Raw genomic sequence first — 24543 nt, 5'->3', positions numbered from 1 at the left:
GGGGTCGTCGCGGTCGGGCACGCCGGTGCGCGGCGTGCCCCGTACGCCATTCGGGCGCGGCAGGGGCTGCGGCGTCACATCCTGCGGATGCGCAGGTAGCGCCTGAGGTCGGGAAGGACCACGGCCAGGACCGCGGCGAGGGCGGCGGCCGCGGCCCCGCCGATGAGGGCGTTCTTCATGGGGTTCTCCTCAGTTCGCGGCGGAGGCCGCCGGTTTCGTCGGGGTCCGGACCCCGGATCAGGTCCAGGACCATGCGTACGGCTTCCGGGACGGCGGCGGTCACGGGTGCGCTGAGCCCGATGCCCTCTTCGACACAGGCCGGTTCGCAGCCGAGGACCAGCGTGCGCCGCGGAGGGGTGGTGCCGGTGCCGGCGCACAGGGTGCCGAGCAGCGCGAGGACGGTGTCGGGTGACATGTGGTGGCCGTCGAGGACGGGTCCGCCGGGCGCGGCACCCACGGGGCCCGCACGGCCCGGATCCCCGCTCCCGTCGGCCTCGATGAGGTAGAGGGTGCCCGGCTCGCCGCCCCGTGTGGTGGCGTCGATCAGCAGGAGCGTGTCGTAGCCGTCGAGGAGCTGGTAGGCGAGGTGGACCCCGCGTACGCCGAAGTCCACCACCTCGACCCCGTCGGGCAGCGGGTGCGAGGACAGCGCCCGCACGGTCTCGACGCCGAAGCCGTCGTCGCCGAGGAAGACGTTGCCGATGCCCGCGATCAGGATCCTGGCGCTCACGCGTCCTCCAGGGGGGTGACCTCGTCGGGCTGGAAGTAGAGGAACCTGCCCTGCTCCCGGCGGATGTCCGCGCCCGGGTCCTCCTCGACGGTGACGGCGAGGTGGACTCCGCCGTCGACGTCGTGCAGGACCGCCTCGACCAGCGCGGCACGGCCCTGGAGGAACAGGTCCTGGGCGTCGGTGCGCCGCAGTCCGGGGCGCAGCAGGACGCGGCTGCCCGGTCCCACCGAGGCGCCCCCGATCGTGATCCGGTCGCGGGCCGGGTCCGCGGTCTGCGCCCGGGCCGGGTCCCACCAGGGGGTGTCCGGAGTGAACACCGCGTCCACGTCGGGGAGTTCCGCCAGCAGGGGCGGCTGGTCCGGTCCGGTGATCTCCCGCAGGCCGCGCACCGCGCCGTGCAGGCGCTCCAGCACCTCGGGGGGCATGGAGTCGGCGAGGTCGATCACGGCGGCCGCCCGGGCGTCCGTACCGCGCGCCTCGCGCTTCTCCCGGTCGGTCAGGGCCGCCGTGCGCAGGGCGAGGATCTCGTCGATCTCGGTGGAGTCGTACATGGCGCCCGCGCTCTCGGGGGCGATGGCCGCGTGGTCCTCCAGGATGATCGGGGAGGACAGGACCACGTCGGCGCGGCCGGGTTCGCCGGCGAGCACCGGCCAGGTGTGGCGGTTGACGCACGCCGCCACCGCCTCCCGGGCCCACTCGGGCGGGTCGGTCATGGACAGGAAGGAGCCCTGGTCGAGTCCCAGCAGGAGGTGGGCGGCGACCAGCGCGTGCGGCAGGGCGGCCTCGCGGTCGGCGGAGCCGTTCCCGGAACCGGCCGCCGGGGCCCACGGGCTGGTGTTCTCCACCACCGCCCGGAGCCGGAACACCCGGTAGGCGCCGTCGAGTTCGATGGCCCGGAGCCTGAGGCGGCCTTCGACCTCCTCGGTACGCCGCACCATGCGGCCGACCGTCCGCCCGTCGGCGTCGAGGACGGTCTCGGTGTCGTCGCGGGCGGGGCGGCGGAAGGGGACGGTCACTTCCCCGGCCGCCAGTTCGGCGACGGGGACGGACAGTTCGACCCGTTCCTCCACGCCCTCGTCCCAGGGGACCAGGACGCGGTCGGCCAGGTGCAGCTCGGCCACCTCCGCGAAGCGGCCGTCTTCCAGGGCCTGTTGGACCGTGCGCCGCTGCGCCCGCAGAAACCTCAGCTCCAGGGCGAGGGTGGCCCCGCCCCGCGGCTCCATCAGGATCTCGGTCTGCTGGAAGGTGTGCTCGTCGTGCGCGCGGCCCCACGCCGGGGGGACGAGCACGCCGAACTGCCAGCGCATCCGGTTCTTGGCCGCCGAGGCCCGGTACGGGTAGAGCACGTACCCCTCGAGGAGGACGGCGTCGGCCACCTGCCGGGCGACGTCGAAGCGGGACTCCGCGGCGGCGGTCGTCGTGGTCGGGGAGCCGGTCACGGGGCCGTCCTCTCGGTGCGGCGGGGCAGGACCGCACCCAGCCGGACCGCCCCCGGCGGGGGCGGCTGCGGGGGCGGGGCCGCCGCGTCCAGCAGGGCGCGCACGGTCGCCTCCCACGAGGCGAGCGCGTGGCGGGAGCGGAAGGCGAGCAGCTCGTCCATGGTGTCGCGGGGCAGCCGGAGCCAGCCGCAGCCGGGGAAGTGCTGCTCGACCATCTCGCGCCACACGGCCACGGGCATCCGGTACGCGGCTTCGCGGTCCCAGGGCACCGGCTCGACCCGGAAGCCGCCGTCACCGGTGAAGGCGGTGCCGGAGAACAGCATCAGCAGCGGTACCTCCCCGTCCTCCAGGGCTTCGAAGTAGCGGGTCGCGGCGATGTCCATGTCGTAGGTGCACGGAACGACCAGGTCCGTCTCGGTCTCGCCGGTGAAGCTCGGAACCATGGCCTGGACCTGGGCGAACTGCACGGGCTTGAGCGAGGTGCCCCAGCGGGCGCGCTCCCCGAACAGGTCGGCCAGTCCTTCGGCCTCGGCGGGGCCGTAGCCGCGCCGGGCCGGTTCGATGCGGATCTGGCAGCGCAGGGCGAGGGCGTGCACCCGGGCTCCCCCGGCGGCGGTGATGCGCAGCCGGAAGACGAGGGTGGGGCCGGCGGCGTAGGGGTCGGCGCGCACCCCGGTGCAGGTGAAGGAGAACTCCGTCATCGGGCGTCCTCCGCCAGGACCCTGGCCCGGCGCTCCACCTGCGCGAAGAAGTCGCGCAGCGCGGCCCGGGCCTCCGCCCCGCCGTCGAAGCCCTGCCAGAGCAGCCGCATGCGCCCCACCAGCTCGTAGCAGATGTCGATGGGCACCAGGTAGCACTCGGTGCGGCCCTCCGAGCGGCGCAGCAGCAGCGCCTCCACGTCCGGTTCGAGCAGCTCGGCGAGCCGGCCCGTGCCCAGTACGGTCTGCCAGGTCTCCGGGGCGAGTTCGCTCTCGGTGGCCCCGGCCGGGCTCGGGTAGAGGGCGACGAGCCGGTCGAGGGCGGCGTTGCGGAAGAAGAACGCGACCCCGACCGGGATCTGGAGGAGTTCCCACGCGCCCTCGTCGAGCCGGTGTCCCGGGTCGGTGAGGTAGCGGTCGGGGACGGCCCGCAGGCGTCCGGTGACCGAGCCCGGCCGGTCGAACAGCAGGGCGCAGGCGGTGCAGGCGCAGACCAGCGTCCGCTTCTCGGTCTCCACCAGGTGGCGGTGGGACTCCCCGGGCACGATCACCCCGCACAGTTCGCAGGTCTCGGGCCGGGGCGGGCGCGGGCCCGCGAACCTGCGCAGCCCGCGCGGGCCGTCCGTACGGATTCCGGTGCCGGTCACGACACCCGCGCCGGGCTGGGGGGCCGGGTGCCGATCTGGAGGAGGGCGGGCGGCGGGGCCGCGGCGGGTTCCATCTCCACGCCCGTCACCTCGGGCGCGAAGCAGGCGAGGGTGTCCTCGAGGGTCCGCCGTGCGTCGTCCTGACCGCCGCTGCCGCAGCCGCAGCCGCCGGTCGCGGCCCCGGGGCGCAGCCGCAGGACGCCGGTGGCCTCGTCGAAGCCGACCAGCTCCACCGGGTCGTCCACGGCGTCCAGGGCGCGCGCGATCCGGGTGCGCGCGTCCTCGGGGTGCAGGCCGTGCAGGGAGAGCAGGCTCGCCACGAGTTCGTCGTCGAGCACCGCCCCGAGCGGTCCGTGCCCCAGCCCCTCGACGATCCGGGCGAGCCCGGCGCCGTAGAAGTCCATGAGGACGCGCACCAGTTCCTCGGCGGCCGCGCACGCCGCCCGGTCGCCCGTGGCGGCGATCCGGTCGAGCACCTCCTCGACCCTGCGCCCCGCCTGGGCGGCGTCGAGCACCGCGCTCATCCGCCCAGTCCGCTCAGACCGGTGGGCACGTGCATGGTCTTCACCGTCTTGCCGCCGCCGACGTACATGTGGACGCCGCAGGGCAGGCAGGGGTCGAAGCTGCGCACCGCGCGCATGATGTCGATGCCCTTGAAGTTCTCCGGGCTGTTCTCCTCGAAGATCGGGGTGTTCTGCACGGCGTCCTCGTACGGTCCCGGGGTGCCGTAGCTGTCGCGGACGCTGGCGTTCCAGGGCGTCGGCGGGTACGGGTGGTAGTTGGCGATCTTCCCGTCGCGGATCACCATGTGGTGCGACAGGACGCCCCGCACGGCCTCGGTGAAGCCCACTCCGATGGACTCGTCCGGAACCTCGAACTTCTCCCAGGTCTGCGTGCGTCCCGCGCGCACCTCGGCGAGGCCCTTCTCGGCGCAGTGCAGGGCGATGGCGGCCGCGTACGCCTGGAAGTAGGTGCGGGCGCGGTTGCGCTCCAGCGCGTTGCTCCACTTCGGGATCTTCCACTCGAAGCGGGTCTCGGGCTTGGTCATCGTGCGCGGCAGGGTGATGACGACGCTGTTCCCGGTGGCCTGGACGTAGTCCGTGTGGACCAGCCCGGACAGGGCGGTGGACCACAGGCGGGCGATGGGGCCGCCGCCGGTGTCGAGCGCCAGGTGGTCCTTGCCGTCGAACCAGCGGGGCGACATCACCCAGCTGTACTTGTCGTCGAAGTTCCGCTTCTGCGGGGCCGGGATGGTGTGCTGGTTCCACGGGTGGCGCGGGTCGACCGGGTTGCCGAGCGGGTCGTGGGTGACGAACTGCTCCTGGCCCTGCCAGTCGTCGTAGTACGAGCTGCCGAGCAGGATGCGGATGCCGAGGTTGATCTCGGTGAGGTCGTTGGTGACCAGTTTGCCGTCGACGATCACGCCCGGGGTGACGAACATCTTCCGTCCCCAGTCGGTCATGTTGGCGTACGTGAAGTCGCAGTACTCGGGGTCGTTGAGGGCGCCCCAGCAGCCGAGCAGGACGCGCCGGCGGCCGACCTCCTCGTACCCGGGCAGGGCCTCGTAGAAGAAGTCGAAGAGGTCGTCGTGGAGGGGGACGACCTTCTTCATGAACTCGCAGTACCGCATGAGGCGGCTCATGTAGTCCGTGAAGAGCTGGACGGAGGCGATGGTGCCGACGCCGCCCGGGTAGAGCGTGGAGGGGTGCACGTGGCGCCCCTCCATCAGGCAGAACATCTCACGCGTGTAGCGGCTGACCTGGAGGGCCTCGCGGTAGAACTCGCCCTCGATGGGGTTGAGGGAGCGCATGATGTCGGCGATGGTCTTGTAGCCGTGCTCCCCGGCGTGCGGGGAGGGCGTGCGCTCGGCGAGCTCCAGGACACCGGGGTTGGTCTCGCGGACCATCTTCTCGCAGTAGTCGACCCCGACCAGGTTCTCCTGGAAGATGTTGTGGTCGAACATGTACTCCGCCGACTCGCCGAGGTTGATGATCCACTCGGCGAGGTGGGGCGGCTTCACCCCGTAGGCCATGTTCTGCGCGTACACGGAACAGGTGGCGTGGTTGTCACCGCAGATCCCGCAGATGCGGCTGGTGATGAAGTGCGCGTCGCGGGGGTCCTTGCCGCGCATGAAGACGCTGTAGCCGCGGAAGACCGACGAGGTGCTGTAGCACTCCGCCACCCGCTTCTGCTTGAAGTCGATCTTCGTGTGGATGCCGAGACTGCCCACGATCCGGGTGATCGGATCCCAGGCCATCTCCACCAGGCCGCTGCCGTCGCCGGCCGCCTTCGTGTTCGGTGCCATCGTGTCTGCCGTGACCCTTCTTCGGTGCGGGGAGCGGGAGTTGCCGCGGGGGTGCTTGCGCTGCGGGGAGGGGTGAGGAGCGGGCCGTCACCAGGGCGGGCGGTAGCCCGTGGTCAGGCTGCGGCCGCCGTGCCTCCACTTCGGTTCCTCGTCGACGGTGTGGGCGGTGACCGCCCGGAGCTTGCGGACCAGGGCGCCGTACGCGCCGCTGGCCTTCGTGGAGACCTTGGCGCCGGGGGGCTCGTCCATGAACGGCATGAACTTGTCGGGGAAGCCGGGCATCGTGCAGGCGATGCAGATGCCGCCGACGTTGGGGCAGCCCCCAATGCCGTTCATCCAGCCGCGCTTGGGGACGTTGCACTTGACGACCGGGCCCCAGCAGCCGAGCTTGACCAGGCACTTGGGCGAGTCGTACGTCTGCGCGAACTGGCCCTGCTCGTAGTAGCCGGCGCGGTCGCAGCCCTCGTGGACGGTGGCGCCGAACAGCCAGGTGGGGCGCAGCTTGTCGTCGAGGGGGATCATCGGGGCGGAGCCGGCCGCCTGGTAGAGCAGGTAGGTCAGGGTCTCCGAGAAGTTGTCCGGCTGGATCGGGCAGCCCGGCACGCACACGATCGGGATGCCGGCCTTCGAGGTCCAGTCCCAGCCCAGGTAGTCGGGGACGCCCATGGCGCCGGTCGGGTTGCCCTCCATGGCGTGGATGCCGCCGTACGTGGCACAGGTGCCGATGGCGACGACCGCGAGGGCCTTGGGGGCCAGCCGGTCGATCCACTCGCTGGTGGTGATGGGCTGCCCGGTCTCCGGATCGTCGCCGAAGCCGCACCAGTAGCCCTCGGGCTTGATCTTCTCGTTGGGGATCGACCCCTCGACGACCAGGACGAACGGATCGATCTCGCCCCGCTCGCCCTTGAAGAACCACTCGATGAACGTGTCGGCGCCGCCGACCGGTCCGCATTCGAAGTCGATCAGCGGCCAGTGCACGGCGATCTTGGGCAGACCGGGCAGCACACCGGTCACGATCTCCTCGATGCTCGGCTGCATCGCGGCCGTCAAGGACACGGAGTCGCCGTCGCAGCTCAGGCCCGCGTTGATCCAGAGGATGTGGATCGGCGGGTCTTCGACCGGGTCCTTCGTCACTGCGGCCATGGGATGCCTCCTCGGGGAGGGGGTCGGGAAGGGGGTGCGGAGAGGCGGCCTGTCTCGTCCTCACCCTTCTTGCTAACAGCAGGTCGGTCCGGGCGCCGCGTCAGGTGCGGCCAGTCCAGTGACATCGCGCTGCCGGACGGCCGAGCGGGGCACGGAGGAGGGCGGGGCGGTGACGGGCGGGCCGGCGGCCTGCGGGGCGGCCCGGGGCGCGGGCTGCCGGGCGGGCTGCGGCCCGGGGGCCGCCGCGGGGGCCCGGTCCGTCGTGGCACGGGTGAGGTGGGGCAGGGTGGCGACCGCGCGCTCCTTGCGCACGAAGGCGCGTCGCAGGGCGTGGTAGGGGGCGTCCGGGTCGAAGAAGGTCCGCCGCATCCGGGCCAGCTCGGCCTCGCGGTAGGCGGCCAGCGGCCGGACCGCCTCGTCGCGCTCGCGGGCCGCCTTCTTGGCGGCGATCCGGGCCGCGGTGGCGGGCAGGGCGGCGAGGCGGGCCGCGAGGCGTTCCGTCTCGCCGGTGAACTCCTGGGGCGCGCAGGGCACCGTACGGTCGACCAGGCCCAGCCGCTGCGCGGCGGCGGCGCTCAGCGGCAGGGCCTCGGCGGTGAGGCGCTCCGCGAGGCCGGGGCCGACGCGGCGCGGCAGGGTGTACGTCCAGTATTCGGAGCCGTACAGCCCCATCAGGCGGTAGTGCGGGTTCAGGACGACGCCGGAGCGGCACCAGACCTCGTCGGCCGCGAGGGCGAACACGGCCCCTCCGGCGGCGGCGTTGCCGCCCAGCGCGCTGACCACGAGGCGGTCGGTGGTGGTCAGCACCGCCTCGACGAGGTCGTCCATGGCGTTGATGTTGGCCCAGGACTCCTCGGCCGGGTCGGCGGCGGCCTCGATGACGCCCAGGTGGATGCCGTTGGAGAAGAAGTCGCGGCCGCCGCCCAGGACCAGCACGGAGGTGGGGCGGGTGCAGGCGGTCCGGTACGCGTCCAGCAGGCGCCGGCAGTGCGCGGTGCTCATCGCGCCGCCGGGGAAGGAGAAGGTCAGGAAGCCGGCCTGGCCCTCCTCGTGGTAGCCGACGTCGGACCAGGTGCGGCGGTGGGGGCCGGCGTCCGGGGGCGCGGGCACCTCGGGCAGCGGGGGCAAGCGGTCCGAAAGGGCCGTGGTCGCGGGCAGTTTGGGTCCGGCCGGCCGGCCCGGCAGGCGGCGGGCGCGCAGTTCCGGGATCCAGACGGCGCCGTCGGCGGTGGCCCGGCAGACCGCGCCGGCCCGGGTGGCCAGCAGCTCGCCGGGGCGGCCCCGCAGCTGTTCCTCGCGGTGCCCTCCGTACAGGAACCACTCGCCGCCGAGCAGGTCGTCCCGTACGCCGGGCTGCGAGTCGGCGGCGCGCAGCGCGCGCAGGACCTGCTCGGTGCCGTCCGCCTCCCAGTCGATCCGCCGCTCCTCCTGGCGCAGGAGCGGCCGGGCCCGGCCGCCGGTCTGCGGCTGCGGGACATAGGTGCCGGAGGCGAAGCGTTCCACCGCGAGGAGGACGGCCTCCAGGGCCGCGTCGGCGATCTCGCCGCGGTAGAGGTCGCTCTTGCCGACCGGCGGCACCGGGCACTCGACGCTCGCCCAGACGTCGCCGGCGTCCATCTCCGCGTTGGCCTGCAGGACCGTGACCCCCCAACGGGTCTCCCGGTCCTGGATCGCGCGGTCGAGGGAGGAGGGGCCGCGGTCGCCGACCGGTCCCGGGTGGACGATCAGGCAGGTGTGGGCGGACCACACCTCCTCGGGGACGGCCGTGCGCAGCATCGGCGCGATCACGAGGTCGGGCCGGTGCCCGCGTACGGCCTCGGCCAGGGAGGTGCCGGGCAGGGCGAGTTCGACCGCGACGTGGTGGCCGTGGTCGCGCAGCTCGGCGTGGACTCGCTGCGTGAGGCTGTTGAACGCGCTCGCGACGAGCAGGACGTACACGTGATCTCCCAGCGGCGGCCCGGAGCCGCGGTACGGCGGTGCCCGGCCCGACCGGCCGTGCGTGTCCGGAACATGACCGGCCGCCTGAGATGGTCGGGGAGATCGGGGCGCCCGCGGCCGAGGCCGCGCGGGTCGTCACTCGAAAGCGCCCGTTGCGGCGTCCGCTCGGCCCAAGGCGGGCCGCTACTCGCCGTCCTCGATCCCGATGGCCTTGGCCAGGTCCCGGTGCGCGGGGCCCCGCTCGCCCGGGTGCTGCTCCAGGAGGGCGGCGGCGATGGCGTCGAGCTTGACCTGGATCGCGTGCTCGGCCCTGCGCTCGGAGTTCTTCAGCAGGGCGAGGAGCAGCAGGGCGACCGCGCCCATCGCGTCGCCGAGCAGGTGCTGCCAGCTCACGTCCAGGTGGGCCAGGTGGACCGCGATGAAGCCGGCGACCAGCAGGACGCAGAACAGGGAGAAGGCAGCAGAGCTGGTGAAGTTCGAAGCCAGCTCCGCCAGCTTCTCGAAGCGGCCGAGCCGCCCGTGGTCGCCCTTTTCCGAGGGATGTTCGAGGGCCATGGTCTGCAGGTGCCCGCTCACCCCGCACCCAATCCCATCGCCCCGGTCAAGCACCCGACCGGCCCATGCCGGCGCGGACGGGGGCGCACCGGCTCCGGACGGCCCCGGGAACGGGCGGGCTGGGCGGGACCGGGCTGTTGAACGTGCTCCGCGCAACGCGCAGGATGGCCACGAGCGAGGGAGGCCTGTGATTCCGTCCACCGAAGTGACCACGCAGACCGTGTACGCCGGTGACGGCGCCACGGCCGAGGTCCGCCTGTACCGCAGGCCCGACGAGCCCTCGGCCCCCGTGCTGGTGTGCATGCCCGCCATGGGCACCAGGGCCGTCTCCTACGCCCCGCTGGCGGAGGCCCTCGCCCGGGCAGGGTTCCAGGTGGCCCTCGGCGAGCTCCGGGGGCAGGGGACGAGCTCCGTACGGGTGCGGCGCGGGGTGCGCTACGGCTACCACGAGATGGTGACGTACGACTGCCCCGCGCTGTTCCGGACGGTCGCGGCCGCCTTCCCGCAGGCGCCGCGCCACCTCCTGGGGCACAGCCTCGGCGGGCAGCTCGGCACGCTCTACCTCAGCCGGGAGCCGCACATGGCCGCGGGCGCGGTCCTGGTGGGCGCCCCCTCCTGCCACTACCGCGGCTGGCCGTTCCCGCAGAGCCTGGGGATGCTCGCGGGGTTCCGGCTCGCGGCCGCGTTCTCCTCGGCGTACGGGTACTTCCCCGGCCGGCGCATCGGCGTGCTGGGCAACGACTCCGCGCAGGTCCTGCGGGACATGGCCACCCAGGTCCGGACGGGCCGCTACCACGTGCCGTCCTCCCCCGTGGACTTCGAGCCCGGGCTGGCCGAGCTGGACCTGCCGGTGCTCGCGGTGACCGTCAGGGGCGACGGCATGGCCCCGCCCGCAGGGGTGCGGGGGCTCGGCGACAAGCTCACGAGCGCGCGGGTGACGCACTGGGAGCTGGTCCTCGGCGACGGGGTGCGGGGCAGCCGGCACTACGGGTGGATCCGGGACAACGCCTCGCTCGTCGAACGGGTGAGGACCTTCGTGGACCAGGCCTGACCGGCTGGAGGCGACGGGCCGCGCGCGGGCCCGTCAGCCCAGACGGGACGGGGAGGAGGCGCCGGGCGTCAGCAGCCGGGGGGCGCCGGTGCCGTCGGCGGGCACGGTCCACAGGTCCGTGCTGTCGGCGGCCCCGTCGGTGGGCAGGGCGTAGGCGAGGGTCCGGTCGTCGAGCCAGGCGGCCTGGTCGTCCACGCTGCGCTTCTCGGCGAGGGCGTGCTCGCGGAGCGTGCCCAGGTCCATGACGTGCTCGCGCCACAGCGAGGCTCCGGCCCGCACCCGCTTCTTGTACGCGATGCGGGTCTCGTCCGGCGACAGGGAGGGGCATTCGACGTTCTGCGCGAGAGTGGTGACGGTGCGCCGGGAGATCGAACCCCTGACCAGATGGGTCTGGCCGGCGGTGGCGAGCGTGGCGTAGAAGGTGTCGTCGTCCTTGGAGAAGGTGACGCCCCAGAAGTTCACGTCCTGGGCGCGGTAGTCCCGGCCGTCCATGGAGACGGCGAACTCCTCCAGACTGGATTCGAGCTTGCCGGTGCGGGTGTCCAGGATCGCGGTGCGCGTGGAGAAGAACGCGGAGCCGTAGGACTCGCCGGAGACGAAGACGGTCCAGGCGGCGAACCGGCCGCTGGGCGAGACGCGGGCACGACTGGGGGTGCCCGCCAGAGGGAGGCTGCGCACCGTGCGCAGGTCGGCGTCGACGATCAGGGCCTTGTTGTCCTGGGCGAGCGCGCCCGGCGAGGAGCGCAGGCACACGCCGGTGCCCGCGGCCGCGTAGAACCGCTGGCAGTCGAGGTCGGAGGCGGTGCGCGCCGACTGGGGCGCATCGGCCGGGACCGAGGCGAGGGCTCCCCGGTGGGGGCCCTGTCCGCTGTTGAGGAAGGCCAGTCCTCCCTGCCGGGTGAGGGTGACACCGCCCGCGGCGATCTCCGGGCCGCCCGTACGCGGCCGGTCGGCCCGGTCGGCGGCGCGTACCACCAGCGCGGCGGCGAGGCCTCCGAGCAGCAGCACCGCCACCGCGAGGACGAGCAGGCGGCGTGACAACGACAGCGTCATACGGGGGGCCTCACGGGCTTCGGGTCGGGGTCGGAGTCAGAGTCGAGGTCGGCGAGAACGGGGCTGTCGGCGGGGGCCGCCGGGCGCAGGACGACGCCGGCGACGGCCGCGCAGCACAGCAGCCCGGCGGCCGCGGCGGCGAGTGCCGGGCCGGTGCCCCAGAGGCTCCACGCCGCGCCGAAGGCCAGCGAGCAGCCGAAGCGGGCCAGCGCCTGGCCGGTGCCGACCAGGGCCAGGCCGGTGGCGCGCAGCCGCCCGGGGACGGTGGCGGCCACGGCTGCGGGGAGCACGCCGTCGGTGGCGGCGTAGAACATGCCGTGCAGCGCGAGGACGAGGTAGGGCAGCGGCGGCCAGCCGGGGGCCCACAGGAGCAGCCCGTACCCGGCCAGCAGGAGGGCGTGCCCGGTCAGGAACACGGTGCGCCGGCCGATCCGGTCGGCGAGGGCCCCGGCGGGGACGGCCAGCAGCAGGAACACGGCGGCGGTGCCCAGCGGCAGGAGCGGGAACCACTGCTCGCCGATGCCGGTGCGGCGCTGCAGCAGCAGGTAGACGAAGGCGTCGCTGACCGTGGTGAGGCCCAGCAGGACGGCGCAGAGCGCCAGGGCGCGCAGCCGGGGCAGCCGCAGCAGGGCCGTCGCGTCGCGCAGCCGTACGGGCTCCGGGCGTGCCCCATCGCCGCCGGACGGCAGGGGCGGGACCGCCGCGCCGCCGCCGGACGGGACGAACAGCACGAGCACCACGACGCCCAGCACCGCGACGCACGCGCTGACGCCGAAGACGGCGTCGTACCCGTCGACCGCCACACTCAGGACGAGGAACGCGGCGAGCGGGCCGAGCAGCGCGCCGGTGGTGTCCATGGCCCGGTGCACGCCGAAGGCGCGGCCTTGCAACTCCGCCGGTGTGGAGAGGGAGATCATGGCGTCGCGCGGGGCGGTGCGCAGGCCCTTGCCGGTGCGTTCCAGCGCGAGGATCACGCTGATCGGGCCGAGGCTGTGGGCGAGCAGCAGCAGCGGCTTGCACAGGGCGGAGAGTCCGTAGCCGATGCCGGCGATCAGCTTGTGGTTGCGGACCCGGTCGGCGAGGTGGCCGCCGGTCAGCTGCACCAGGGCGCTGACTCCGTTGTAGAGGCCGTCGAGCGCGCCGAAACCGAGCGGGCTCAGGCCCAGCCCGGCGATCAGGTACAGGGGCAGGACGGCGGTGACCATCTCGGAGGAGACGTCGGTGATCAGGCTGACCGTGCCCAGGGCCAGGACTGCCGATGTGACGGCGGGGGTCCGTAAGGATCCCCGGTCCGGCGGGGCTCCCGTGTCCGCGGGCGAGGGCGCGGAGCGGTCCGCGAGGTACATGCTCTGGAGCTCCCGGTGCCGACGGTCTGAGTCACTCGAACGTGCGGATGAAACCCTAATGGCTGTACGGGCCAACGGTGGGGCGTACGGCCCGATTCGGCCGCCCGCCACCCTCCGGTCCCGCGGTCACCCCTGCCGGCTGCTCTCGTCCCGCAGCCAGGTGGAGAAGTCCTGGTTCCGGATGGCCTTGCGGGACCCCCTGCGGGCGGCGAGCGCGGCCAGGACGAAGACCACCACCCCGGGGAGCAGCCGCGGCTGGGCCCGCAGGAGGGCGCGCAGGTCGGCCGTGCCCGTACGGGCGGACGGCGCGGCATCACCGGCCCGCTGCGCGGCCTGGTAGCGCTCGAACTCGGCGGAGGAGGTCGCCGCGCGGATCCGCCGCCGGACGAGGTCGGACCAGGTGCGCGGCGGGTGCACGACGACCCGGGCCGCCTCGACGACGCGCCGCTCCCCCGGCCCGAAGGCGAGGGACGCGGCCAGGTCGTCGGCCATCAGCGGGGGCAGCGCGGCGATCCGCGCGTGCCCGGGCTCGGTCACCGCGATGACCCCCCGGCCGAACAGGCCCTCGCGGACGGCCGGCAGCCGCTGCCACACGCGGTAGTACGCCCGGACCGGCCAGGCGCAGCCGGCCAGCGGGATGTCGCGGCCGGGGGCGGCGGCGAGCAGGGCCGGACTTCCGGCGAGCGCGCCCGTCAGGGCCCGTACGTCGGCGGCCCCGACGACGACGTCGGCGTCCACGTAGAGCCGGGGGAAGCCCCGCGCGTGCTCGTCCCCGACCCGGAGTGCCGTGTGTTTGGAGGGGGTCGGGATCTCCACCACCCGTACGCGGGGGCCGCGCGCGCCCGCCACCCGGGCGGTGTCGTCCGTACAGCCGTTGCACACCACGACGATGTCGGGCCCGTCCGCCGGTGTGCCGTTGTTGCCGTCGGCGTCGGCCAGGAGCGCGTCGAGGAGCCGGCCGATGACCCGGCCCTCGTTGTGGGCCGGTATCACGATGCTGGTCACCCGGGCAGTATGCACGGTCGAACACCCACGCCAGGCGATTCCGTCAACTCTGCCCGGGGGTACGCCCGGTGGACTAGATTGAGCGGCGCCGAGCGGTTTCGGCAGGAGGTACGGGTTCGGCTGCCTGGGGGAACATGCAGCCGGCCGGGGGGTAGTACGCGCAATCACGCAAAACATCGGTTGTGGGGGGCCATCACCGTTGAGCAGGTCAGGCACCGGTCGCGCAGGCGTCCGGCCTGCCCTCGACGGCTATTCCCTCCATCCCACGCGCCCCGGCCATGAGTTGTCGGCACGCCGGTCGGCGTGCGCGGAAGGAAGGGGAACGCTGTGAAGCCCAACACTGTGAAGGACGACGGCTCGAAGGCCGCCGGGCGGGCGGAGCCGTTAGGCGTCGCCGTGGTCGGTGCGGGCTACTGGGGCCCCAATCTGGTCCGCAACTTCCAGTCCAGTCCGCAGTTCCGGCTGCGCTGGCTCTGTGATCTGAACGTCGACCGGGCCCGGCAGGTGCTCGGCGGGTACTCCACCGTCCAGGCGACCTCGGACTACGCGGCGGTCCTCGCCGATCCGGACGTCGACGCGGTCGCCGTGGCCACCCCGGCCGGAACCCACCTGGACGTCGCCCTGGCCGCCCTGCGCGCCGGCAAGCACGTCCTGGTGGAGAAGCCCCTCGCCGCCACGTACGAGGACGGGCTGCGGCTGGTCAAGGAGGCCGAGGAGCGCGGTCTCACGCTGATGTGCGACCACACGTACTGCTACACCCCGGCGGTGCGCCGCATCCGGGAGATGGTCCGCTCCGGCGAACTCGGCGAGATCCACTTCGTCGACTCGGTACGGATCAACCTGGGGCTCGTCCAGAAGGACGTCGACGTCCTGTGGGACCTGGCCCCCCACGACCTGTCGGTCCTCGACTTCATCCTCCCGGACCACGTCCAGCCCGTCGCCGTCGCCGCGCACGGAGCCGATCCGATCGGGGCCGGGCAGTCCTGCGTGGCCTATCTGACGCTCCAGCTGAGCACCGGCGCCATCGCCCACGTGCACGTCAACTGGCTGTCCCCGACGAAGGTGCGCACCACCATGGTCGGCGGCTCCAAGCGCACCCTGGTGTGGGACGACCTCAACCCCTCCCAGCGCGTGGCCGTGTTCGACCGCGGTGTGGAGCTGAGCACCCCGCAGGAGATCGGTGCGGACGAGCGCCGCGACATGCTCGTCTCCTACCGGACCGGCGACATGGTGGCGCCCGCGATCGGGGAGAAGGAGGCGCTGCGCAGCATGGTCGAGGAGTTCGCCGCGGCGATCGGCTCGGGGCGGCCGGCCCTGACCGACGGGCGGGCGGGCCTGAAGGTGCTGGACATCCTGGAAGCGGCCTCCCGGAGCCTGGAGTTCAAGGGCGCGGTCGTCGGACTGCGCACCGGACGCTGACCGTTCGCGGATCCGTGGCACGAAAGACAACGAACGACTCAGTGGGGGCAGGGCGTTGAGCAGCGTACGAGGCAAGAGGATTCTGGTCACCGGCGGGGCGGGCACCATCGGCTCGCACCTGGTGGACCTGCTGGTGGACAACGGGGCACGCGAGGTCGTGGTGCTCGACAACTTCGTGCGGGGGCGGACGGCCAACCTGGCCCGCTCCCTGCCGAGCGGCGTGGTGGAGGTCGTCGAGGGGGACATCCGCGACCTGGCCGCGGTGCGCAAGGTGACGGAGGGCGCCGAGCTGGTGTTCCACCTGGCGGCCATCCGGATCACCCAGTGCGCGGAGGAGCCGCGGCTGGCGAACGAGGTGATGGTGGACGGCACGTTCAACGTGCTGGAGTCGGCGGCCGCCGCAGGCGTGGGCAAGGTGATCGCCTCGTCCTCGGCCTCGGTCTACGGACTGGCCGAGCAGTTCCCGACGACCGAGCGCCACCACCCGTACAACAACGACACCTTCTACGGCGCCGCGAAGGCCTTCAACGAGGGGATGCTGCGCAGCTTCCACTCCATGTACGGGCTGGACTACGTCGCCCTGCGCTACTTCAACGTGTACGGGCCGCGGATGGACATCCACGGGCTCTACACCGAGGTGCTGATCCGCTGGATGGAGCGCATCGCCTCGGGCGAGCCGCCGCTGATCCTCGGAGACGGCCTCCAGACCATGGACTTCGTCGACGTGCGGGACATCGCGCGCGCCAACCTGCTGGCCGCCGAATCGGACCTGACCGACGAGGTGTTCAACATCGCGAGCGGGACCGAGACCAGCCTGCTGGAGCTGGCGAACGGCCTGCTGGAGGCGATGGGCGCGGACGGCCTGGTGCCGGAGCACGGTCCGGCCCGTGCCGTGAACGGCGTGACCCGCCGGCTCGCGGACACCGCGCAGGCCGCGGAGCGGCTCGGCTTCACCGCCGGGATCGACCTGCGCAGCGGGCTGCGGGACCTGGTGGACTGGTGGCGGGCCGAGCGCGCCGCCGACGCCGCGGCGGCATCGGCGGCGGCAGCGGCTGACACCGCGGCCGGGAAGGCCGGCCGATGAGCGCGCAGGATCCCGTACCGCCCGCCCGCGTCCCGGTCATGGTGCCGTGGCTGGGCGAGGAGGAGGCGAAGGCCGCCGCCGACGCGGTGCTCTCCGGCTGGGTGGCGCAGGGCCCGCGGGTCGCCGAGTTCGAGCGGGCCTTCGCGGAGCGGGTGGGCGCCGAGCACGGCATAGCGGTGAGTTCGTGCACCACCGCCCTGCACCTGGCCCTCATCGCGCTGGACCTGGGCCCGGGCGACGAGGTGATCGTCCCCTCCCTGTCCTTCATCGCCACGGCCAACGCGGTCCGCTACGTGGGCGCGCAACCGGTGTTCGCGGACGTCGAGGAGGCCACCGGCAACCTCACCCCGGCCACCGTGGACGCGGTCCGCACGCCCCGGACGAAGGCGGTGCTCGCCGTCCACCAGGGCGGGGTGCCCGCGGACGTGCACGCGCTGCGCGCGGCGTGCGCCGACTGGGACGTCGCCCTGGTGGAGGACGCCGCCTGCGGCATCGGGGCGACGGTCGGCGGCAAGTCCGTCGGTCACGGCGCACTGCTCGCCGCCTGGTCCTTCCACCCCCGCAAGGTGATCACCACCGGCGAGGGCGGCATGCTGACCACGGACGACGCGCAGTGGGCGGAGCGGCTGCGCCGGCTGCGCGAGCACGGGATGAACGTGTCCGCGGCTCAGCGGCACGCGAGCAGCAAGCCGATCGTCGAGAGCTATCTGGAGGTCGGCTACAACTACCGGATGACCGACATCCAGGCGGCGGTCGGCCTGGTGCAGCTCCGCAAGCTGGACGAGATCGTCGCCCGGCGCCGGTCCCTGGCCGCCCGGTACGGGGAGCTGCTGCGCGACGTGCCGGGGATCACCCCGGTCCGGGACCCCGCTCACGGCCAGGGCAACTTCCAGTCGTACTGGGTGCTGCCGGCCGAGGACTTCCCGGTCGGCCGGGACGATCTGCTCGCGGCGCTCTCCGAGGCGGGGATCTCGGCCCGGCGCGGGATCATGGCCTCGCACCTGGAGCCGGCGTACGCGGGCCACGGCGCGGCGCCGCTGCCGGTGACCGAGCGGATCAGCCGCGACTCGCTGATCCTGCCGCTGTTCCACACGATGACGGACGACCAGCAGGACCGGGTGGTGACGGTGCTGCGGGAACAGGCCGGCGGATGAACGGGCCGCGGGGCACCGAGGACCTGCTGATCGTCGGCGCGGGCGGGTTCGCCCGGGAGACCGCCCAGGCGGTCCGGGACGTGGCCGCCGCCGACGTGGCACGGGGCCTTCCGCCGCGGTGGCGGCTCATCGGACACCTCGACGACGACCCGGCTCTGGAGGGCCGGGACGTGGACGGGGTGCCGGTGCTGGGCGGCAGCGAGCGGGTGCACGAGCTGGGGGCCGCCCGGGTGGTGGTCTGCGTGGGCAGCCCGCGCGACTACGCCGTACGCGCCCGCGTGGTGCGGCGCCTGGGGCTGCCCGTGAACCGCTACGCGACCGTGGTCCACCCCACGGCCGTGGTGTCGGGGTCCTCGATGCTCGGCGCGGGCTCGGTGCTGCTCGCGCACTGCGTGCTGACCGCCGCCGTCCGGGTGGGGTCGCACGTGGCGGTGATGCCTCAGGTGGTCCTCACCCACGACGACGCGGTCGGGGACTTCGCCACCCTCGCCTCGGGGGTGCGCCTCGGCGGCGGGGTGCGGCTGGGCCGGGGGGCCTATGTGGGTGCGGGCTCGCTGGTCCGCGAGTACACGACGGTCGGCGCCTGGTCGCTGACCGGTATGGGAAGCACGGTCCTGGCCGATGTGCCGCCCGGTGAGGTGTGGGCCGGGAGCCCGGCCCGCCGGCTGCGCGCGGCGGGCGCTGCGGCGCTCGACGAGCTGCGGACCGATGGTGAGACGGCCGGCCGGTGGCCGGGGACACGGATGGAGAGCCCAGTCGCATGAACCAGATACCGCTCGTGGACCTGAAGGCGGCGCACGCCGAGGTAGCCGGGGAATTACGGGCCGGATTCGACCGTGTCCTCGCGAACACCGCCTTCATCGGCGGTGAGGAGGTCCGCGCGTTCGAGCGCGAGTACGCCGACTTCGCCGGGGTCGGGCACTGCGTGGGCGTCGCCAACGGCACCGACGCCCTCGAACTGGCGCTGCGGGCCAGCGGGGTCGGGGTGGGCGACGAGGTGGTGCTGCCCGCCAACACCTTCATCGCCACCGCGGGCGCCGTGGCCCGCATCGGGGCCCGGCCGGTGCTGGTGGACTGCCTCCCCGACACGCTGCTGATGGACCAGCGGGCCGCGCTGGACGCGGTCGGGAAGGCCACCCGCGCGGTGGTCCCGGTCCACCTGTACGGGCAGTGCGCCGCCACCGCGGAGCTGACCGCGCAGCTGCCGGCGCACGTACGGATCGTCGAGGACGCCGCGCAGAGCCAGGGCGCGACCCGCGACGGCCGCTCCCCCGGCAGCGGCGGGATCGCGGCGACCAGCTTCTACCCGGGCAAGAACCTGGGCGCGTACGGCGACGCGGGCGCGGTGGTGACCGACGACGAGGAGAGCGCGGACCTGGTCCGGGCCCTGGCGAACCACGGCGGCGTCGCCAAGTACCGGCACGACGTGGCGGGTTTCAACAGCCGGCTGGACGGGCTGCAGGCCGTGGTCCTGCGGGCGAAGCTGGCCCGGCTGGCGGAGGGGAACGCGGCCCGCCGGACCGCGGCCGCCCGCTACGACGCCCTGCTCGGCGAGCTCGCGGCGGCCGGCCGGGTCACCCTGCCGGTCACCGCGGAGGGCAATGTCCACGTGTGGCACCTGTACGTCGTACGGGTCGCCGGAGCGGACCGCGACGCCGTCGTCGGCAAGCTCAACGCGGAGGGCATCGGCGCGGGCGTGCACTATCCGGCCCCGGTCCACCTCACGCCGGCCTTCGCCCACCTCGGGCACGGCCGAGGCGCCTTCCCGCACGCCGAGGAGGCCGCGGACCGGATGCTCTCCCTCCCCCTCTTCCCGCAGATCACCGCCGCCCAGCAGCAGCGGGTCGTGGACGCGCTCAGCGGCGCCCTGCGCTGACGCCTCCCGGTTCACGCAAACAAATGAGGTACAGATGAACAAGCGGAGAAGGCTGCTCCGGTTTCGGTACGGTCTTTTCACCGTGGTCGCCACCCTGCTGGCCACGGTTCTCTCACCGGCCTCGGTGGCCGGTGCCGCCGACCCCTGCGGTCCGACGTCGAACGCCGTCGTCTGCGAGAACTCCAAGCCGGGCACACCGATGTCGGACTGGTTCGCGCCCAGCGCCTGGGGCGACATCAAGGGCTTCAGTGCCCAGATGAGCGTCCAGGCCGGCGACACCGTGCAGTTCAAGGTCCAGTCCCCCTCCCCCTACCGCGTCTCGGTCTACCGGCTGGGCCACTACGGGGGCAACGGCGCCCGGCTGCTGTCGACGGAGGCCCAGGCCGCCCAGACCTACCCGGCCAACTACGCCCAGGGCGCGAACCCGAAGAACTGCACGACCAAGGCGTCGACCGGTCTGGTCGACTGCGGCAACTGGCCCGTGACGGCGACGTGGAGCGTGCCGTCCGACGCCGTCTCCGGCCTGTACATCGCCAACTTTGACCAGGCGGACGGCAACGGCCTGATGCCGTACCCGTTCGTCGTCCGCAACGACTCCAGCCACTCCGACATCCTGGTGCAGACGAGCGACCAGACCTGGCAGGCCTACAACAACTACGGCGGCCAGGACCTCTACGACGGCGGCGGTCCCGCACCGGACGGGCGTGCCTACGAGGTGAGTTACAACCGTCCGATGGACATCGGCGGGGAGAACGGGATCTACGGCTCCGAGTACCAGATGATCTCGTGGCTGGAGCGCAACGGCTACGACGTCAGCTACATGTCCGGGATCGACATGTCGGTGCGCGGCGCCTCGCTGATGCAGAACCACAAGGTGTTCATGTCTTCGGGGCACGACGAGTACTGGACGCAGGAGCAGTTCACCAACGCCCTGAACGCCCGGCGTGCCGGTCAGCACCAGACGTACTTCGCCGGGAACGAGATCTTCTGGAAGACCCGGCTGGCGCCGAGCATCGACGGCGCCAACACCGCCAACCGGACACTGGTCTGCTACAAGGAGACCAAGCTGTCCTTCCCGGTGCCCAACGGCGTTCCCGACCCGAGCGGTACCTGGACGGGCACCTTCATGGACCCGGCCAGCGCCACCAACGGGCGTCCGTACCAGCCCCAGAACCAGCTGACCGGAACGCTGTTCACGGTGAACGGCTACCGGGCGGACGCGATCACCGTGCCGGGCGCGTTCGCCAAGATGCGGCTGTGGCGCAACACCACCGTCGCGAACCTGACCCCCTCGCAGACCGCGACCTTCCCGACCGGAACGCTCGGCTACGAGTGGGACTCCGACATCGAGGACGCGGCGCGGCCTCCGGGGCAGATCAAGATGTCCTCCACCACCGTGGACATCGAGGACGGCAAGTACCGGCTGGACTACGGCAACACCTACGGGAACGGCACCGCAACGCACAGCCTGGTCGCCTTCCGCGACCCGACCTCGCACGCGCTGGTGTTCGGCACGGGCACGGTGCAGTGGTCGTGGGGCCTGACCAACATGCCGACGGGCAACCCGGACGACGCGGTGGTCACCGAGGACAAGCGGATGCAGCAGGCCACCGTCAACGTCTTCGCGGACATGGGGGTGCAGCCCAAGAGCCTGCAGGGCAATCTGGTCCCGGCCACGGCGTCCACCGACGCCACCGGGCCGACCGTCAGCGTGGCGAGCCCCGCCTCCGGCGCCACCGTGCCGGCCCTGCGGCCCGTGACCGTCACCGGCACGGCGGCCGACAGCGGCGGCGGCGTGGTGGCCCGCGTGGAGGTCTCCACGGACGGCGGAACCACCTGGAAGGCGACCACCGGCGTCGGAACCTGGAGCTACACCTGGACGCCGACCGCTCCCGGCTCCGTGCAGATCAAGGTCCGCGCGGTGGACGACAGCGTCAACATCGGCGCCGTCACCACCGTGCCGCTCACCGTCGGCCCCCAGCAGTGCCCCTGCACCGTATGGCCCGCGGCCGCGGTACCGGGGACCGTGAACGCGGGTGACGGCAGCTCGGTGGAGCTCGGCGTGAAGATCCGCACCACGGCGGCCGGTTCGATCACCGGGGTCCGCTTCTACAAGTCCCCGGCCAACACGGGCACGCACACCGGCAGCCTGTGGAGCTCCACCGGCCAGCGCCTGGCCACGGGCACGTTCACCAACGAGACGGCTTCGGGCTGGCAGCAGCTGAACTTCGCCACTCCGGTACCGGTCAAGGCGAACACCACGTACGTCGCCTCCTACTTCGCGCCGCACGGCGGGTACTCCTTCGACAACACCTTCGCCTCCGGCTCCGCGGGTCTCGCCCCGCTCACCGCACTCAAGAGCGGCACCGACGGCGGCAACGGCGTCTACCGCTACAGCGCGACGGGCGGCTTCCCGAACACGGCCGCGAACGGCAGCAACTACTGGGTCGACGCGGTTCTGGACACCTCGGCCGCGAGCACCACACCGCCCACCGTCACCTCCACCTCGCCGCAGTCCGCGGCGACCGGCACCCAGATCACGGCCTCGGCGTCGGCCACCTTCTCCACGGCCATCGACTCCGACACCCTGGTGTTCACCCTGAAGGACTCCGGGGGAGCCAACATCCCGGGTACGAAGGTGATGGGCGCGGCCAACAGCGCGACCTTCACGCCGTCCAGCGAACTCGCCCTGAACTCGACCTACACCCTGTCGGTCCAGGCGAGCGACCTGTGGGGCAACGCGATGACCGCACCGGTCACGTGGAACTTCACCACCAGCCCCAACCCGCCCACCGTGAACTGCCCCTGCGCCCTCTGGCCGAACACCGCCACACCGACCACCGCCAACGTGGTGGACGACGCCAACTCCGTGGAACTGGGCACCCGCTTCCAGTCCGCGGTGAACGGCTACGTCACCGGTGTCACCTTCTACAAGGGCCCCGGCAACACCGGCGCCCACACCGGCAGCCTCTGGGCCGCCGACGGCACCCTGCTCGCCACCGGAACCTTCGGCAGCGAGACCCTGACCGGCTGGCAGCAGCTCAAGTTCGCCACTCCGGTGCCCGTCACCGCCGGCACCTCGTACGTGGCCTCCTACCACGCACCCAACGGCAACTACTCCGTGGACGGCGGCTACTTCACCGGAGCGCACCGCTCCTACCCGCTGGTCGCACCGGCCGACGGATCGGGCGGCGCCAACGGCCTCTACAAGTACGGCGCGACCACCACGTTCCCCACGAACACCTTCGGTTCGGTGAACTACTGGGTCGGGCCGATCTTCACCACCACCCTGCCGAACGGCATCCAGTCGGACGGCTCCACGGAGGTGGCCGGCCAGTGAGCACGGTCAGCGTGGTGATCCCCTGCTACAAGTACGGCCACTTCCTGGCCGACTGCGTCAAGAGCGTCCTCGACGAGCAGGAGGGCGTCGACGTCCGGGTGCTGATCATCGACGACGCGTCCCCCGACGACTCGGCGGAGGTGGCGCGCGCCCTGGCGGCCGCCGACCCGCGGATCGAGGTCGTGGTCCACGAGCAGAACCAGGGGCACATCGCCACCTACAACGAAGGCCTGCTGGAGTGGGCGGACGGGGACTACGTCGCCCTGCTCTCGGCCGACGACCGGCTGGTCCCCGGGGCGCTGGTGCGCGCCGCCGCCCTGCTCGACGCACATCCGGAGGCCGGTTTCGCCTACGGCCGGCCGCTGCGCTTCCAGCACGGCGGCCCGCTGCCCGCGGCCCGCACCCACAGCACGGGGTCGGTCGTCTACCCCGGGCAGTGGTGGCTGGAGCGGCGGTTCCGGGAGGGCACCGGATGCATCACCTCACCCGAGGTGGTCGTCCGCACCAGCCTCCAGCGCAAGGTCGGCGGCTACGATCCCGAACTGCCGCACGCCGGCGACATCGAGATGTGGATGCGGCTCGCGGCCCACGCCGACGTGGGCTACGTCCAGGGGGCCGACCAGGCCTTCTACCGGGTCCACGGCAACAACATGTCCACCACGGACTTCGGCGGACAGCTCGACGACCTGCGCCAGCGCCTGGTCGCCTTCGACTCGGTGCTCGACAAGTGCGCCGGCCTGCTGCCCGATGCCGACCGGCTGGCGCTGGCGGCGCGCACCCGGCTCGCCCGGTACGCGCTGCGGCGTGCCTACCGGGCGTACGACCGGGGACGCACGGCGGTGGTACCGGTCGACGAGCTCGTGGAGTTCGCCGCCGAGTGCCTTCCCGGCGGCCACACCTCGCTGGCCGAGTACCGGGCACTGCGCAGGCGCCGGCGGATCGGTCCGCGCGTGATGCCCTACCTCCAGCCGCTGGTGCTGTCGGCCGTCGCCGACCGGGGGCGCGAGTGGCTGTGGTGGCGGTCGTGGAAGCGCCGAGGGATCTGATGTCCCGTCTCCACCGGTTCTTCCGGCGGGTCCTGCGGACCGGCGTCGGCGCTCTCGCGCCGGCGCCGGTTCCGGCGTGTCAGGAGGCGGTCGGTCCACAGGGCCGCGGCCACACCGCCGACCGCGGTCAGCAGGGCCACTCCGGCCAGGGCGCGCACCCGGTCACCGGTCCGCGCGGCCGCGTGCGGCTGCACCAGGAGGTCCACGCTCATCCGTGCCCCGGCCGGGATGCCCTGCTGCGTCTGGAGTTCGGTCAGGTGCCGGGTGTAGGCCTCGATGATCTTCCGTACGGAGGCGTCGGCCGCTGCGGGGTCGGAGTGCTCCACCTGGATCTGGAGCGAGGGGATCAGGTGGCGCGGGGTGACGCTGGTACCGCTGTTGCGCGGTGTCATCCGGTAGGTGCCGGTGACTCCCGCGGCCTTGAGCTCGGCCGCTCCGGCGGGCGAGTCCAGCTGCTGCACCACCCCGTAGGAGACGGCGGCGAGCGGCGGCTGGAGGTTCGCGAGCTGGTTCGGCTGGGTGCTGGTCACCGGCGGCTTGAGCACCACGATCGCCGAGCTGAAGTAGACCGGTTCGGGCCGCAGCACCGCCGCCGCGCCGGCGGCCGCGAGCAGCACCGCCACGACCAGGACGTACCAGCGCCGACGCAGCGCACGGACCAACTCACCAGGCGACACGGGGTTCCTTTCCTTCATGACCGATCTTTGCAGGACC

The 24543-nt window shown here is 73.0% G+C and carries 22 protein-coding genes; 8 read left to right on the top strand and 14 right to left on the bottom strand.

What is annotated here, in order from left to right; genetic code table 11:
* Positions 1-74: 74 nt before the first annotated feature.
* The 10 genes from OG472_RS33730 to OG472_RS33685 all read right to left on the bottom strand — a co-directional run bounded on the left by OG472_RS33730 (position 75) and on the right by OG472_RS33685 (position 9476).
* On the bottom strand, positions 75-179 hold the full coding sequence (locus OG472_RS33730; protein ID WP_401612433.1) for a DUF6893 family small protein: 105 nt from the start codon (positions 177-179) through the stop codon (positions 75-77).
* A complete protein-coding gene (locus tag OG472_RS33725) occupies positions 176-730 on the bottom strand; it encodes a hydrogenase maturation protease (protein WP_401612436.1) in 555 nt (184 codons plus the stop codon). The genes OG472_RS33730 and OG472_RS33725 overlap by 4 nt, the downstream gene beginning before the upstream one ends.
* Positions 727-2169, bottom strand: a complete 1443-nt coding sequence (locus OG472_RS33720) for a hypothetical protein (protein WP_401612439.1) — start codon at positions 2167-2169, stop codon at positions 727-729. The genes OG472_RS33725 and OG472_RS33720 overlap by 4 nt, the downstream gene beginning before the upstream one ends.
* On the bottom strand, positions 2166-2870 hold the full coding sequence (locus OG472_RS33715) for a DUF6084 family protein (protein WP_401612442.1): 705 nt from the start codon (positions 2868-2870) through the stop codon (positions 2166-2168). Before OG472_RS33715 ends, OG472_RS33720 begins: the two co-directional genes overlap by 4 nt.
* Positions 2867-3514, bottom strand: coding sequence for a DUF5947 family protein (locus OG472_RS33710; RefSeq protein ID WP_401612445.1), 648 nt, complete (start codon positions 3512-3514; stop codon positions 2867-2869). Before OG472_RS33710 ends, OG472_RS33715 begins: the two co-directional genes overlap by 4 nt.
* On the bottom strand, positions 3511-4038 hold the full coding sequence (locus OG472_RS33705; protein ID WP_401612448.1) for a hypothetical protein: 528 nt from the start codon (positions 4036-4038) through the stop codon (positions 3511-3513). The genes OG472_RS33710 and OG472_RS33705 overlap by 4 nt, the downstream gene beginning before the upstream one ends.
* The gene (locus OG472_RS33700) at positions 4035-5819 is read right to left on the bottom strand and encodes a nickel-dependent hydrogenase large subunit (protein ID WP_361754409.1); all 1785 of its coding nucleotides are present in this window, start codon (positions 5817-5819) and stop codon (positions 4035-4037) included. The genes OG472_RS33705 and OG472_RS33700 overlap by 4 nt, the downstream gene beginning before the upstream one ends.
* An 87-nt stretch (positions 5820-5906) precedes the next feature.
* On the bottom strand, positions 5907-6962 hold the full coding sequence (locus tag OG472_RS33695; protein ID WP_383570200.1) for a hydrogenase expression protein HypE: 1056 nt from the start codon (positions 6960-6962) through the stop codon (positions 5907-5909).
* Positions 6963-7034: 72 nt separating this feature from the next.
* On the bottom strand, positions 7035-8900 hold the full coding sequence (locus OG472_RS33690; RefSeq protein ID WP_405832655.1) for a hydrogenase maturation protein: 1866 nt from the start codon (positions 8898-8900) through the stop codon (positions 7035-7037).
* Positions 8901-9083: 183 nt separating this feature from the next.
* Complete coding sequence (locus OG472_RS33685; RefSeq protein ID WP_383570205.1) at positions 9084-9476, bottom strand: hypothetical protein; 393 nt, start codon at positions 9474-9476, stop codon at positions 9084-9086.
* Between the two features lie 184 nt (positions 9477-9660).
* Here OG472_RS33685 and OG472_RS33680 point away from each other — a divergent pair, with 184 nt between their 5' ends.
* On the top strand, positions 9661-10506 hold the full coding sequence (locus tag OG472_RS33680; protein ID WP_401612455.1) for an alpha/beta fold hydrolase: 846 nt from the start codon (positions 9661-9663) through the stop codon (positions 10504-10506).
* A gap of 33 nt (positions 10507-10539) precedes the next feature.
* Here the strand turns inward: OG472_RS33680 and OG472_RS33675 are convergent, their stop codons facing one another.
* The 3 genes from OG472_RS33675 to OG472_RS33665 form a co-directional block, all read right to left on the bottom strand.
* Entirely contained in the window at positions 10540-11559 is a 1020-nt protein-coding gene (locus OG472_RS33675) for a TolB family protein (RefSeq protein ID WP_405832653.1), read from the bottom strand.
* Complete coding sequence (locus OG472_RS33670; RefSeq protein WP_405832652.1) at positions 11556-12905, bottom strand: MFS transporter; 1350 nt, start codon at positions 12903-12905, stop codon at positions 11556-11558. The genes OG472_RS33675 and OG472_RS33670 overlap by 4 nt, the downstream gene beginning before the upstream one ends.
* 126 nt (positions 12906-13031) lie before the next feature.
* A complete protein-coding gene (locus OG472_RS33665; protein WP_405832650.1) occupies positions 13032-13910 on the bottom strand; it encodes a glycosyltransferase in 879 nt (292 codons plus the stop codon).
* A 327-nt stretch (positions 13911-14237) separates the two neighbouring features.
* On the opposite strand from OG472_RS33665, the gene OG472_RS33660 reads away from it, so the two are divergent.
* The 7 genes from OG472_RS33660 to OG472_RS33630 are packed head-to-tail and all read left to right on the top strand — an operon-like array spanning position 14238 to position 23829.
* Complete coding sequence (locus OG472_RS33660) at positions 14238-15329, top strand: Gfo/Idh/MocA family protein (RefSeq protein WP_401612467.1); 1092 nt, start codon at positions 14238-14240, stop codon at positions 15327-15329.
* A gap of 55 nt (positions 15330-15384) precedes the next feature.
* On the top strand, positions 15385-16413 hold the full coding sequence (locus OG472_RS33655; protein WP_405832649.1) for an NAD-dependent epimerase/dehydratase family protein: 1029 nt from the start codon (positions 15385-15387) through the stop codon (positions 16411-16413).
* Positions 16410-17567, top strand: coding sequence for a DegT/DnrJ/EryC1/StrS family aminotransferase (locus OG472_RS33650; protein WP_401612473.1), 1158 nt, complete (start codon positions 16410-16412; stop codon positions 17565-17567). Before OG472_RS33655 ends, OG472_RS33650 begins: the two co-directional genes overlap by 4 nt.
* Positions 17564-18331 (top strand): NeuD/PglB/VioB family sugar acetyltransferase, encoded by a 768-nt coding sequence (locus OG472_RS33645; RefSeq protein ID WP_401612476.1) that lies wholly within the window; start codon positions 17564-17566, stop codon positions 18329-18331. Before OG472_RS33650 ends, OG472_RS33645 begins: the two co-directional genes overlap by 4 nt.
* Positions 18328-19443 carry a DegT/DnrJ/EryC1/StrS family aminotransferase gene (locus OG472_RS33640; RefSeq protein ID WP_401612479.1) on the top strand — a complete coding sequence of 372 codons (1116 nt, stop codon included), beginning with the start codon at positions 18328-18330 and terminating at the stop codon, positions 19441-19443. The genes OG472_RS33645 and OG472_RS33640 overlap by 4 nt, the downstream gene beginning before the upstream one ends.
* Before the next feature lie 34 nt (positions 19444-19477).
* The gene (locus OG472_RS33635) at positions 19478-22783 is read left to right on the top strand and encodes a DUF4082 domain-containing protein (protein WP_405832647.1); all 3306 of its coding nucleotides are present in this window, start codon (positions 19478-19480) and stop codon (positions 22781-22783) included.
* On the top strand, positions 22780-23829 hold the full coding sequence (locus tag OG472_RS33630) for a glycosyltransferase family 2 protein (protein WP_405832645.1): 1050 nt from the start codon (positions 22780-22782) through the stop codon (positions 23827-23829). The genes OG472_RS33635 and OG472_RS33630 overlap by 4 nt, the downstream gene beginning before the upstream one ends.
* On the opposite strand, the gene OG472_RS33625 is transcribed toward OG472_RS33630, so the two are convergent.
* Positions 23742-24506, bottom strand: a complete 765-nt coding sequence (locus OG472_RS33625) for a hypothetical protein (protein WP_405942360.1) — start codon at positions 24504-24506, stop codon at positions 23742-23744. The two genes, OG472_RS33630 and OG472_RS33625, sit on opposite strands and share 88 nt — an antisense overlap.
* Positions 24507-24543 lie beyond the last annotated feature (37 nt).

Source organism: Streptomyces sp. NBC_00207, assembly GCF_045160965.1.
Classification (GTDB): Bacteria; Actinomycetota; Actinomycetes; order Streptomycetales; family Streptomycetaceae; genus Streptomyces.
This window is presented reverse-complemented; position numbering and strand designations above follow the sequence as displayed.